9 protein-coding genes are annotated in these 12,423 nt (G+C 68.8%); 5 read left to right on the top strand and 4 right to left on the bottom strand.

The window, feature by feature from the left end:
- Positions 1 to 2,445: a GcvT family protein gene (locus QFZ27_RS24285; RefSeq protein WP_429229036.1), complete on the top strand. Its 2,445-nt coding sequence runs from the start codon at positions 1 to 3 to the stop codon at positions 2,443 to 2,445.
- Positions 2,446 to 2,468: 23 nt separating this feature from the next.
- Here the strand turns inward: QFZ27_RS24285 and QFZ27_RS24290 are convergent, their stop codons facing one another.
- The gene (locus QFZ27_RS24290; protein ID WP_429229037.1) at positions 2,469 to 3,188 is read right to left on the bottom strand and encodes a hypothetical protein; all 720 of its coding nucleotides are present in this window, start codon (positions 3,186 to 3,188) and stop codon (positions 2,469 to 2,471) included.
- Positions 3,189 to 3,388: 200 nt separating this feature from the next.
- Here QFZ27_RS24290 and QFZ27_RS24295 point away from each other — a divergent pair, with 200 nt between their 5' ends.
- From QFZ27_RS24295 to QFZ27_RS24305, 3 genes are all read left to right on the top strand, one after another.
- On the top strand, positions 3,389 to 3,964 hold the full coding sequence (locus QFZ27_RS24295; protein WP_429229038.1) for an NADPH-dependent FMN reductase: 576 nt from the start codon (positions 3,389 to 3,391) through the stop codon (positions 3,962 to 3,964).
- A 349-nt stretch (positions 3,965 to 4,313) separates the two neighbouring features.
- The gene (locus tag QFZ27_RS24300) at positions 4,314 to 5,471 is read left to right on the top strand and encodes an HlyD family secretion protein (RefSeq protein ID WP_429229039.1); all 1,158 of its coding nucleotides are present in this window, start codon (positions 4,314 to 4,316) and stop codon (positions 5,469 to 5,471) included.
- On the top strand, positions 5,468 to 7,042 hold the full coding sequence (locus QFZ27_RS24305) for a DHA2 family efflux MFS transporter permease subunit (protein ID WP_429229040.1): 1,575 nt from the start codon (positions 5,468 to 5,470) through the stop codon (positions 7,040 to 7,042). The genes QFZ27_RS24300 and QFZ27_RS24305 overlap by 4 nt, the downstream gene beginning before the upstream one ends.
- A 9-nt stretch (positions 7,043 to 7,051) precedes the next feature.
- Here the strand turns inward: QFZ27_RS24305 and QFZ27_RS24310 are convergent, their stop codons facing one another.
- From QFZ27_RS24310 to QFZ27_RS24320, 3 genes are all read right to left on the bottom strand, one after another.
- Complete coding sequence (locus QFZ27_RS24310) at positions 7,052 to 7,957, bottom strand: DMT family transporter (protein WP_429229041.1); 906 nt, start codon at positions 7,955 to 7,957, stop codon at positions 7,052 to 7,054.
- 156 nt (positions 7,958 to 8,113) lie between these two features.
- On the bottom strand, positions 8,114 to 8,890 hold the full coding sequence (locus QFZ27_RS24315; protein WP_429229042.1) for an SDR family NAD(P)-dependent oxidoreductase: 777 nt from the start codon (positions 8,888 to 8,890) through the stop codon (positions 8,114 to 8,116).
- Between the two features lie 160 nt (positions 8,891 to 9,050).
- Positions 9,051 to 10,457, bottom strand: coding sequence for a glutamine synthetase family protein (locus tag QFZ27_RS24320; protein WP_429229043.1), 1,407 nt, complete (start codon positions 10,455 to 10,457; stop codon positions 9,051 to 9,053).
- 271 nt (positions 10,458 to 10,728) lie between these two features.
- Between QFZ27_RS24320 and QFZ27_RS24325 the strand changes: the two genes are divergently transcribed.
- Positions 10,729 to 12,294, top strand: a complete 1,566-nt coding sequence (locus QFZ27_RS24325; RefSeq protein ID WP_429229044.1) for an amino acid permease — start codon at positions 10,729 to 10,731, stop codon at positions 12,292 to 12,294.
- The last annotated feature ends 129 nt before the right edge of the window (positions 12,295 to 12,423 follow it).

The following is a 12,423-nucleotide window of genomic DNA, read 5'->3' on the forward strand; positions in this document are numbered from 1 at the left end:
ATGAACGCCTTTCCCACCCAGGCCCGCGCCGTGGTCATCGGCGGCGGCATCGTCGGGGTCTCGACCGCCTATCACCTGGCTCGGCTGGGCTGGGCCGACACGGTGGTGATCGAGCGGCACAAGCTGACCTCCGGCTCCACCTTCCACGCCGCCGGCCTGGTCGGGCAGCTGCGCTCCAGCGCCAACATCACCCAGCTGCTCGGCCATTCGGTGCGGCTCTACACCGAGCTGGAGCGCGAGACCGGCCTGGCCACCGGCTGGAAGATGAATGGCGGGCTGCGTCTGGCCTGCACCGAGGCGCGCTGGACCGAGCTGAAGCGCCAGGCCACCACCGCCCGCAGCTTCGGGCTGGAGATGCACCTGTTGTCGCCGCAGGAGGCGCAGGACCTGTGGCCGCCGATGCGGGTCGACGACCTGGTCGGCGCCGCCTTCCTGCCGACCGACGGCCAGGCCAACCCGTCCGACATCACCCAGTCCCTGGCCAAGGGCGCGCGCATGGCCGGCGTGGCGATCTGGGAGGACACCGAGGTCACCGGCATCGAGACCAGGGACGGGCGGGTGACGGCGGTCGTGACCAGCCGCGGCCGCATCGCCTGCGAGGCGGCGGTGAACTGCGCCGGGCAATGGGCCCGCGAGCTCGGCCGCATGGCCGGGGTCAACGTGCCGCTGGTGTCGGTCGAGCACCAGTACATGGTGACCGAGCCGATCGAAGGCGTGACCCGCACCCTGCCGACCCTGCGCGACCCGGACCGGCTGACCTATTGGAAGGAGGAGGTCGGCGGGCTGGTGATGGGCGGCTACGAGCCCAACCCGATCGCCTGGGCCGTCGACGGCATCCCCGAAGGCTTCAATTTCCAGCTGCTGCAGCCGAACTGGGACCATTTCCAGCAGATCGTCGAGCTGGCGATGGGCCGGGTGCCGGCGCTGGAGACGGCCGGGGTGAAGGAGCTGATCGCCGGGCCGGAGAGCTTCACCCCGGACGGCAACTTCATCCTCGGCGAGGCGCCGGAGCTGCGCGGCTTCTATGTCGGCGCCGGCTTCAACGCCTTCGGCATCGCCTCGGGCGGCGGCGCCGGCAAGGCGCTGGCGGAATGGATCGCCGGCGGCGAGCCGCCCTACGATCTGTGGCCGGTCGACATCCGCCGCTTCGGCCGGGCCCAGGCCGATGTCGACTGGGTGCGCAAACGGACGCTGGAGCTGTACGGCAAGCACTACACCATCGCCTGGCCGAACGAGGAGCATGCCAGCGCCCGGCCGCTGCGCCGGTCGCCGCTGTATGACCGGCTGAAGGCGCAAGGCGCCTGCTTCGGCGAGAAGCTGGGCTGGGAGCGGCCGAACTGGTTCGCGGCGGAAGGCGAGGCGGCGAAGGAGATCCCGGGCTTCGGCCGGCCGAGCTGGTTCGAGGCGGTGGCGCGCGAGCACCGGGCGACGCGCGAGGCGGTGACCGTGTTCGACCAGTCCTCCTTCGCCAAATTCGCTTTGGTCGGCCGGGATGCCGAGGCGGCCTTGTCCTGGATCTGCGCCAACGACGTGTCGCGGCCGCCGGGCACGCTGACCTACACCCAGATGCTGAACGGCCGCGGCGGCATCGAATGCGACCTGACCGTCGCCCGGCTGGCGCCGGACCGCTTTCACATCACCACCGGCACCGGCTTCGCCACCCACGATTTCGACTGGATCGCACGCAACATTCCGGCGGGCGCCGACGCGCATCTGGTCGACGTCACCTCGGCCACTGCCGTGCTCAGCCTGATGGGGCCGAAGGCGAGGGACGTGCTGCAGGTGCTGACCCGCGACGACGTCTTCAACGCCGCCTTCCCCTTCGGCCGGGTGAAGCAGCTCGCCGTGGCCGGCGCCCCGGTGCTGGCGCTGCGCATCACCTATGTCGGCGAGCTGGGCTGGGAGCTGCACATCCCGACCGAATTCGCGGTCGGGGTCTACGAGGCCGTGATGGCGGCGGGGGCTGGGTTCGGCATCGCCAATGCCGGCTACCGCGCGATCGAGACGCTGCGGCTGGAGAAGGGTTACCGCGCCTGGGGCAGCGACATCGGGCCGGACCACACGCCGCTCGAGGCCGGGCTCGGCTGGGCGGTGAAGCTGAAATCCGCCATCCCCTTCCAGGGGCGTGAGGCGCTGGAGGCGCAGCGGGGCCAGCGGCTCAAGAAGATCCTGGCCACCGTCACGGTCGACGACCCCTCGGTGGTGCTGCTGGGCCGTGAGACCATCCTGCGCGACGGCAAGCCAGCCGGCTGGCTGTCCAGCGGCGGCTTCGGCCATACGGTGGGCAAGCCGATCGGCCTCGGCTATGTCCGCGACCCGTCCGGCCTGGACCGCGAGGCGCTGCTGGCCAGCACCTACGAGCTGGAGGTCGCGACGGAGCGGGTGCCGTGCCGCTTGCATCTCGATCCACTGTACGATCCGCGGATGGAGCGGGTGAAGGGGTAGGGCGTCCGTCGGCAGGGTGGGTCTCAAGGAAGGGGATAGCCCTTTGCCCGCAGACAGGCCCGAAAGCCGGATTCATCGACCATGTTGACGATGTAGTCTGCGCACGCGGTGAAAGCGGCCACGCACGCGTCCATGTTCGCCTGGGCTGGGCATCGCCGCCCCGCTGCCAGGGCGAGCTGCGTGCGCAGCCTGTCCTCGGCGATGGCCTTTGGATCCGCGACCGCATCGATTCCAAGCGCTCCGCTGATCGCAGCTCTGGCTCCCTTGAGATCGATCACGGAATCGATCTTGCTTCCGGTGTCCGTATAGAACTGGAGGGTGAGCCGATCGGAATCGAGAATATCCCTCAATGTTCCGGTCGTCGGCGATCGTCCTTCCCCATGCCACAGGACCTCGCGGACCCAAAGCCCGCTCGCCCATGCGGTGTCGACGGGGTCTGGCCTCTTCGGATCGATGCTGATCTCGGCCGAATCCTTGTCGCCGGGGCGCATGACCAGGATCCGGCCGCTCCCCGGCAGCCGATCGAGAGACGAGTCGGGAAGCGAATAGAACCCGACGACCCGCTGGTCCTTCGCCCTGTAGATGCGGATCGAGATACCGTCGGCGTTGGTCGCGGTTGCGGCCCGGACCAACTCCGAGGTGACCGGGTCTCTGAACTCTCGGTCGATGGTCCATTCCGCAGCGGCGAGGCCGGGCGGCAGGACAATCCAGGCCAAGGCCAAGAAAGAGAGAATCCTGAGCATTTGTTCGTCCGCAATCGATTGGATCAAATCCGAAGAGTGCCTGTCCCAAATCCTACAACGACAAAGGCTGCCGGACCAATCTGAGCGGGAACAACAAACGCTCCGAGCCCGACCGGTCGGCGCTGGGCAAATTGATGCTAGACCTAAACCTTACTTGAACTTGTAGCGTGTCCCGACTCATCACCATCGAGGGGCACATCATGGACCAACTCCGCATCGGCCTGATCTATGGCAGCGTTCGCGACGGCCGGTTCTGCGACACCGTCGCCGGCTGGGCGGCCGGGGAGATCGAGCGGGCCGGCGGTTTCGCGCTCGACCCGATCGATCCACGCACGCTCGGCCTGCCGGACTGGAGCGGGCGGCGAGACGGGGAGGGCGTCGCCGCCTTCCGCGAGCGCATCGACCGGGCCGACGCCTTTGTCGTGGTCACGCCGGAATACAACCACGCCTATCCGGCGGTGCTGAAGTTCATGATCGACTGCGCCTATGCCGAATGGCAGGCCAAGCCGGTGGCCTTCGTCAGCTATGGTGGCATCTCCGGCGGGCTGCGGGCGGTGGAGCAGCTGCGCCTGGTCTTCGCCGAGCTGCATGTGGTGACCCTGCGCGACACGGTCAGCCTGGCCTTCGCCCCGCGCCGCTTCGATGCCGCCGGCCGGCTGGTCGAGCCGGAGCAGACCACCGCCGCGATGGCCGTCATGCTGAAGGCGCTGCGCTGGTGGGGGACGACCCTGCGCCAGGCCCGCGCCGTCGCCCCCTATGCCGAGGCGCTGGCCTAGAGTCCGCAAAAAGAGCCCCGCCGGAGGGGGCGGGGCCGAGGGGTCCAGTGGTGGAAGGGAGCTCTCGCACCCCCCAGCAGAGAGACGATCGAGGAGCAGGCCCTATTCCGAAAAATCTTGCCTCGGAATCCACGAGGCGAATCTCGCGCTGTCCGGAGGGGCCAGCCGGGCCGGCACCACGGCGGCAGACCAGCGTCCCGCACCAACTCGGGCCCCGGCGGCCCAATACCTAGGTCTATCACCCGCCAACGAAACGTCTGCAGGCGCCGGACGACAGTGGAATAGGTCCGTACCGGTCCCTCGCCCATCTTGTGCCGGTCTCAACCGTCCCAGGGCGCAGGAGGTATCCATGACCGTCGCCGCAATCAGCATCGACACGGCCGAGCTGAACCAGCCACAGGCCAACCTGCCGGTCGCGGTCGGCGCGGCTCATGCGCCGGCGAGGCGGCGCAGCCTGCTCCGTCGGGTGGCGCCTGCAATCCTGATCGCGGCCGTGCTCGGCGGCGGCGGATATGCCGGTTGGACATACTGGACGCAATGGCGCTTCGAGGTCTCGACCGACGACGCCTATGTGCAGGCCGACGTGGTGGCGGTCGCGCCGCAGGTGGCCGGCACCGTCGCCTCGCTGTTCGTCGATGACAACCAGCAGGTCAAGGCGGGGCAGGTGCTGGCAATCATCGACCAGAGCGAGTACCGCGCAGCGGTCGCCAAGGCGCAGGCCGGGGTGCAGCAGGCGCAGGCCGCCATCGCCACCGACGAGGCGCAGATCGCGCAGCAGCAGGCGGTGATCGCCGAGGCGCAGGCGACGATCGACGCCGACAAGGCATCGGAGATCTACGCCCAGCAGAACAACCAGCGCTTCGGCACGCTGGCGCATGAGGGCTTCGGGTCGGTCCAGAACGCCCAGCAGGCCCAGGCCCAGACGGCCGATTCCCAGGCGACGGTCGCCAAGGACGAAGCCGGCCTCGACGCGGCGCAGAAGCAAGTCGCGACGCTGACGGCCGAGCTGGCGGAGGCCAAGGCGACGTTGGCGCAGAACCAGGCGATGCTGCTGCAAGTCCAGATCGATCTCGGCTACACCACCATCACCGCGCCCGTGGACGGCATGGTCGGCGACCGCACCGTACGTGAAGGCCAGTATGTCGAGCCGGGCACCCAGCTGCTGTCGGTGGTGCCGCTGGCCAGGACCTATGTGGTGGCGAACTTTGAGGAGACGCAGCTGGCCGGGGTGCGGCCCGGCCAGCCGGTCACGCTGTCGGTCGACACCTTCTCCGGCATCACCGTGCACGGCTTCGTCGACAGCGTCGCGCCGGCCAGCGGCCAGGAATTCGCACTGCTGCCGCCGGATAATGCCACCGGCAACTTCACCAAGATCGTCCAGCGCATCCCGGTGAAGATCCGGATCGATCCGAACGACCCGCTCGCCGGCCGGCTGCGTCCCGGCATGTCGGTCATCCCCACCATCGACACCCACGATGTCGCGCCGGCCGGGGCGCTGCGGCCATGAGCGCGGCGGCCAACACCCCCGGCCCGGAGCGCGCATCGCTGCGGACCTGGGTCTCGGTCTGCGGCTGCATGCTCGGCGCGCTGATCGCGGTGCTCGACGTCCAGATCGTCAATTCCTCGCTGCCGGACATCGAGGGCGGCATCGGCACCGGCACCGACAACGGCACCTGGATCTCCACCTCCTACCTGATCGGCGAGATCATCATGATCCCGCTGACGGATTATCTCAGCCGGGTCTTCGGCTTCCGCCGCTTCCTGCTGACCAATGTCACGCTGTTCCTGATCTTCTCGGCCGCCTGCGCCTTCGCCGGCAATCTCGGCACCATGATCGTCACCCGCGCCCTGCAGGGCTTCACCGCCGGGGTGATGATCCCGATGGCCTTCACCATGGTGCTGACCAAGCTGCCGCCGGCGCAGCGGCCGGTCGGCCTGGCCGCCTTCGCGATGACCGCCACCTTCGGGCCGGCGATCGGGCCGACGGTCGGCGGCTACCTGACCGACCAGTTCGGCTGGCCTTGGATCTTCTTCGTCAACCTGATCCCCGGCAGCCTGATGCTTGGCATGCTATTCCCGACGCTCGAGCGCGAGCCGATGCGGCTCAGCCTGCTGAAGGAGGGCGACTGGTGGGGCATCGCCACCATGGCCGCCGGTCTGGCCTGCCTGCAGACCATGCTCGACGAGGGCAACCAGGACGGCTGGTTCGACTCGCCGACCATCGTGCATCTCGCCATCGCCACGGTGGTCCTGCTCACCGCCTTCGTGTGGATCGAGCTGAAGGGCGGGGCCCCCGCCGTCCGTCTGCGGCTGCTGGCGACGCGCAATTTCGGCCTCGGCACCTTCGCCAACATCATGGTCGGCTTCGCGCTGTTCGGCTCCGTCTACGTCCTTCCGGCCTATCTCGACGAGGTCCAGGGCTATGACGCGCAGCAGATCGGCCTGGTGCTGGCCTCGTCGGGGCTGCCGCAGCTGCTGATCATCCCCTTCGTCCCGGCGCTGCTGAAGCGCATCGACGCGCGCGTCCTGGTCTGCGTCGGCCTCTCCATTTTCGCGCTCAGCTGCTTCATGAACACCCATCTCAGCTTCGACGACGCCGGGCCGCAATTCGTGCTCACCAATCTCGTCCGGGCGCTCGGCCAGGCCATCCTGCTGACGCCGCTGACCGGCATCGCCATGGCGCAGATCCTGCCGGCCGACTCCGCCGCCGCCTCGGGTCTGTTCAACATGCTGCGCAACCTGGGCGGCGCGATAGGGACAGCGGCGCTGGCGACCGTCATCACCAACCGCGAGCAGTTCCATTCGAACATCATCGGCCAGTCGGTGACGCCGTTCGGCCTGACCGACCAGTCCTTCCTGACCCGGATGCAGCACTATTTCCAGACCCATGGCGTGCCCGACGCGGTCCGGTCCTACCACCAGGGCGAGATTCTGCTCGGCAAGCTGGTGGCGCAGCAGTCGCTGATCCTGGCCTTTTCGGACGCGTTCTATGTGATGGGGCTGGTGCTGGTTTCAGCCGCGGTCGCGATCGTCCTGACACGCTCGGCCTCGAAGGGAACGGCGCCGGCGCATGGGTGAGCGGATAGGTCACCGCGCGAAGGTCGCGAGGGCGACGCCGCCGAGGGTGAGGGCCAGGGCGCTGGCCTCGCGCAGGCCGAACGGATCATCTAGCAGCACCACCGAGGCGAGGACGCCGACCACCGGCGTCAGCAGTGCCCCGATGGTCGCGACGGAGGCCGGCAACCGGCGCAGGGCAGCGAACCAGGAGACATAGGCGAGTCCGAAGGCCAAAGCGCCGCCATAGACCAGCGCCGCCCAGTGGCTGGCATCGAGCGCGGCGAAATCCGGCTCCTCCAGCAGCCACCAGGCCAGCAGCAGCGGCAGCAGGCCGAGCCCGGTCTGCCAGGCCACCAAAGCGGTCGGCGGCATCGCCACTGGCGCCCGCTTGGCCAGCACGGTGCCGAGCGCGAACAGCATCGACCCGGCCAGTGCGAAGGCCACGCCGGGCAGTTTGGCGGCGATATCGGCCTCGCCCGGCGTGCCGTGCGCCACCAGCAGCACGATGCCGGCCAAGCCCATCACCAGTCCGATGCCGCGGCGCATCGTCGGCCGCTCACCCAGCAGCGGCCAGGCCAGGATGGCGGCCCAGATCGGCAGGGTGTAGGCCAGGATCGTCGTCTCCGATGCCCGCAGCCACAGCAGCGACAGCGTGGTCAGCGCCATCCAGGCGGTGACGTTGAGTGAGGCGGCCAGGCACAGCCGGCCCCATTGCCCGCGCCGCGGCACCAGGGATTCGCGGCGCGCCAGGGCGATCGCCAGCACCAGGGCGGTGCCGATCAGGCCGCTCGCCGCCCGGATCGAGAAGGGCGGCAGCACCGCCACCAGGTATTTCACCAACGGCCAGTTGAAGCCCCACATCAGGCTGGTCGCGACCAGCAGCCCCAGCCCCTGGACCGATACCCCGGATGCCCTGGACGCGGCGTTCGTCACCATTGCGGGAGCACCTCCGAGACCGTGTGAGAATGCGCTGGCGTGAGTCGGCTGGCGGTGGTTTCGAGAACCGGCGCGCAGCGGACATTATAGTCCGTGAGCACCGGAAGCGGAGAAACCGCCATCAGACGGCCGCGCCAGTAGCATTGGCGCACGGTCTCAGACGATCACGGGGCTCTGCAGCCCATCCATGCTGATGTTGACGCCGGTGATGTAGGCCGCCTTGGCCGAGGCCAGGAACAGCACGGCGTCGGCGATCTCCTCCGGCTGCGCCCCGCGGCCGAGCGGGATGCGTGACACCGCGCGCTGCCGCGCCTCCTCCAGGGTGATGCCGTGCAGCCGGGTCTCAGCCTGCAGCCCTTCGGCCACCCGCTCGGTCTCGGTCAGGCCGGGATTGAGGCCGACGACGCGGATTCCCTTGCCGGCATAGGCGAGGGCGAGGCCGGCCGTGGCCAGCATCAGCGCCGCGTTGGCGGCGCCGCCGGCGATGTGGACCGTCGAGGGCACCTTGCCGCCATTGCCGATGACGTTGACCACGACGCCGGTGCCGCGTGCGGCCATGCGCTTCACCACCGGGTCGATGACGTTGATGTAGGAGAAGAACTTGGCGTCCATCGCCGCCTTGTAGGCGGCCGGGCTCAGCTCCTCCGCCGGCGTGCGCCGGGCGGCGCCGGCCGAGTTGACCAGCATGTCGATCGGGCCGAGCGCGCGCTCCGCCGCCTCCACCGCCGACAACGCCGCCGCCGCGTCGGTCAGGTCGGCGGCGATGGCGATGACACCGGGCAGCCCGGCCGCGGCGCGGTCGAGATTGGCCTGGGCGCGCGAGACGATGGCGACCCTGGCGCCCTCGGCCAGGAAGGCGCGGGCGCAGGCCAGCCCGATGCCTTTCGATCCGCCGGTCACCAGCACGGTCTTTCCGGTCAGGCCGAGATCCATGGAACATCCCTCTCTGTTGGCATGCCGGGCCGTCCCACTCCGTCATCGCGAGTCGAAGGCGAAGCGATCCAGGGCCGTGCGAGCGACTCTGGATTGCTTCGTCGGCTTCGCCTCCTCGCAATGACGGGGAGGGGTTACACGACTGGCATCAGGCTCCGGATCAGATGATCTCGAAGTACCGTGCCAGTTCCCAATCGGTGATGTGCTTGCGGAATTCGCGCTCCTCCCATTCGCGGGTCGCGGCAAAATGCTCCACCCAGTCGTCGCCGAACAGGCTGCGCGCGGGTTTCGACGCGCGCAGCCGCTGCGCTGCGTCCCACAGCGTGCGCGGCAGCTCCGACTTTTTCGGGAAGGTCTTCGCGTAGGCGTTGCCCTTCACCGGCTCGCCCAGCTCCAACTTGCGCTCGATGCCCCACAGCCCGGCGCCCAGCGCCGCGGCCAGGACGATGTAGGGGTTGGCGTCGGCGGCGGCGATGCGGAACTCGACCCGCTGGCTCTTCGGCCCGCCCTGGATCACGCGCAGCGCCGTGGTCCGGTTCTCGACCCCCCAGGTCGCCGAGGTCGGCGCCCAGAAGCCGGGGACCAGCCGGGAATAGGCGTTCACGGTCTGCGCGATCATGGCCAGGAACTCCGGCATCAGCGCCTGCTGGCCGGCCACGAAATGGCGCATGACAGCGCTCATCCCGTGCGGGTCCTTCGGGTCGTGGAAGACCGGCTTGCCCTTGCCGTCGACCATCGACATGTGGATGTGGCCGCTCTGCCCCGGCACCTCGTTCGACCACTTCGACATGAAGGTGGCCATCAGATTGTTGCGCTGGGCGATCACCTTGGTGAAGGTGCGGAACAGTGTCGCCTTGTCGGCGGCGGCCAGGCCCTCATCGACCGCGATCGCCGCCTCCAGCACGCCCGGCCCGGTCTCGGTGTGCAGCCCCTCGATCTCGCAGTCCAGCGCCTGCATGGTGCCGAGCAGCTCGTGGTACAGATCCGACCATACCGTGTTGCGCAGCACCGAATAGCCGAAGAAGCCCGGCGTCAGGCTGGTCAGGTTGCGGTAGTGCTTCTCGCGCACCGAATGCGGCGTCTCGTCGAACAGGAAGAACTCGTATTCGAAGGCCGCCTTCAGGCCGAAGCCCATGTCGGCGGCCTTGTCCAGCATCCGGCGCAGCAGCGCGCGCGGGCACACCGCCTCGGCCTGGTCGGCCAATTCGCACAGGAAGAAGGGCAGGTCGTTCTCGAAGGGCAGGCGGCGCATCGTCTCCGGCAGGACGCGCACCGGCGCGTCCGGATAGGCGGTGTGCCAGCCGGTGTAGCGGGCGTTGTCGTAAAGCTGGTCGTGGCTGTCCCAGCCGACGATCACGTCGCAGAAGGCGAAGCCCTTCTCCAGCGACGAGAGGAACTTCTCCCGCGACATGTACTTGCCGCGCAGGATGCCGTCGACATCGGTCAGCGCCACCTTGACGTGGTTGTAGCCGCCCTCCTGGACCAGCTTGCGGGCATCGTCGGCGGTGAAGCGGGCCGCGGGCGCGGCAGAGCGGGGGGCCGCGGCCCGGGATGTCGGTTGCGCCATAGGTTCGAAGTCTCCCGTTTCCTGTCGCCCGCCGCTTGGCTTCTCCGGCGGGTCGACGCGGATCTATTCAGAGCATGCCGAGCGAAGCGGCGGCAAGTGACGCCGGTCCCTCGTCGGCCGCGGGGACCGTCCGGCTGCGCAACATGCTTGCCGGGCCTGTGGTTCGGTGAGACAGTTTCTGCCGAATCCGGGCCGGCCCATATCCTGCCCGGTTCGCGGCGGGGAGCGCTCCAAGAAGCAGTCCGGAACCGGCAAACAGGGGGTGCACATCATGTCCCAGGACGGTCATCGTTCGGGCGGCGAGCACGACATTGCGGAGGACGTGAAGATCCTGCACGGCATGGGCTATGCCCAGGAGCTGCTGCGGCGGATGAGCGGCTTCTCCAACTTCGCCATTTCCTTTTCGATCATCTGCATCCTGTCCGGCGGCATCAATTCGCTCGGGCAGGCGATCGGCGGCGTCGGCGGCGCCGCGATCGGCATCGGCTGGCCGCTCGGCTGCCTCGTCTCCCTGGTCTTCGCCCTCGGCATGGGCCAGATCGCCTCGGCCTATCCGACCGCCGGCGGGCTCTACCATTGGGGCTCGATCCTGGGCGGACGGGCGCTCGGCTGGGTCACGGCCTGGTTCAACCTGCTCGGCCTGATCACCGTGCTCGGCGCGATCAATGTCGGCACCTTCCTGTTCGTGGTCGGCGCCTTCGGCGCCCAGCTCGGCCTCGAGGGCACGTTCTGGCATCAGGTGATCTTCCTGGCGCTGCTGACCGGCAGCCAGGCGCTGCTGAACCATCTCGGCATCCGGGTCACCACCCTGCTGACCGACCTCAGCGGCTACCTGATCTTCCTGGTCGCGATTGCGCTGACCATCGCCTTCCTGGCCTATGCGCCGGCGATCGACATCTCGCGGCTGTGGACCTTCACCAATTACAGCGGCCCGGCCGGCGGCGACGTCTGGCCGCTGCACAGCAGCGTGCTGATGGTGTTCCTGCTGGGCCTGCTGCTGCCGATCTACACGATCACCGGCTTCGACGCCTCGGCCCACACCTCGGAGGAGACGGTGCGGGCCTCCTACAACGTGCCGCGGTCGATGGTGCGTTCGGTGGTGCTGTCCGCCGTCTTCGGCTACGCCATGCTGGTCGCCTTCGTGCTGGCGATCCCGAGCATGGACGAGGCCGCGGCCCAGGGCTGGAACGTGTTCTTCTGGACCTCGGACACGGTGCTGCCGGCCGGGCTGAAGTTCGTGCTCTATGTCGGCATCGCCATCAGCCAGTATCTGTGCGGCCTGGCTACGGTGACCTCGGTGTCGCGGATGATCTTCGCCTTCGCCCGCGACGGCGGCCTGCCGGCCTCGGCCTCGCTGCGCAAGGTCAGCCCGACCTTCCGCACCCCGGTCGCGGCGATCTGGACCGGCGCCATCCTGGCCGTGATCTTCACCGTCTACACACCGGTCTATACGACGGTGGTGTCGGTGACGGTGATCTTCCTGTTCATCTCCTACGGCCTGCCGATCGCGCTCGGCGCCATCGCCTATGGCCGGAGCTGGACCCAGATGGGGCCATGGACGCTGGGCGGCGCCTACCGGCTGGTGGCGCTGCTGTGCGTGTTGTCGGTGATCCTGATCTTCGTCATCGGGGTGCAGCCGCCGAACGACAAGGCGCTGTGGATCACGCTCGGCTTCCTGGTCGTCACCGCCGCGGTCTGGTTCGGCATGGAGCGGGAGCGGTTCAAGGGCCCGCCCATCGGCGACATCATCCGCCAGCGCCAGGCCGAGATCGCGGCCGCCGAGCAGGCGGTCGGCGAGACCGCCGGCGTCGCCGTCGCCAAGGTCAAGCAGGCCTGACGTTCCCGGCTTCGACCATGGGGCGCCCCGGCCGGGCGCCCCTTTTTCTTGCCGTCGGGGCGAGGCCGGCCTAAACCATTTAAGTCGTACAATACGGCCGCCGCTCGACGGCGGCGGGTTCAGGGGAAA

It is taken from the genome of Inquilinus ginsengisoli, from assembly GCF_050434925.1.
GTDB classification, from domain to species: Bacteria; Pseudomonadota; Alphaproteobacteria; order DSM-16000; family Inquilinaceae; genus Inquilinus; species Inquilinus ginsengisoli_B.

Bases quoted from the DNA above. Each gene is read 5' to 3' on its own strand.
- QFZ27_RS24295 (WP_429229038.1), top strand. From the start codon at position 3,389: ATGGACCAACTCCGCATCGGCCTGATCTATGGCAGCGTTCGCGACGGC.
- QFZ27_RS24305 (WP_429229040.1), top strand. From the start codon at position 5,468: ATGAGCGCGGCGGCCAACACCCCCGGCCCGGAGCGCGCATCGCTGCGG.
- QFZ27_RS24300 (WP_429229039.1), top strand. From the start codon at position 4,314: ATGACCGTCGCCGCAATCAGCATCGACACGGCCGAGCTGAACCAGCCA.
- QFZ27_RS24325 (WP_429229044.1), top strand. From the start codon at position 10,729: ATGTCCCAGGACGGTCATCGTTCGGGCGGCGAGCACGACATTGCGGAG.
- QFZ27_RS24285 (WP_429229036.1), top strand. From the start codon at position 1: ATGAACGCCTTTCCCACCCAGGCCCGCGCCGTGGTCATCGGCGGCGGC.
- QFZ27_RS24290 (WP_429229037.1), bottom strand. From the start codon at position 3,188: ATGCTCAGGATTCTCTCTTTCTTGGCCTTGGCCTGGATTGTCCTGCCG.
- QFZ27_RS24310 (WP_429229041.1), bottom strand. From the start codon at position 7,957: ATGGTGACGAACGCCGCGTCCAGGGCATCCGGGGTATCGGTCCAGGGG.
- QFZ27_RS24320 (WP_429229043.1), bottom strand. From the start codon at position 10,457: ATGGCGCAACCGACATCCCGGGCCGCGGCCCCCCGCTCTGCCGCGCCC.
- QFZ27_RS24315 (WP_429229042.1), bottom strand. From the start codon at position 8,890: ATGGATCTCGGCCTGACCGGAAAGACCGTGCTGGTGACCGGCGGATCG.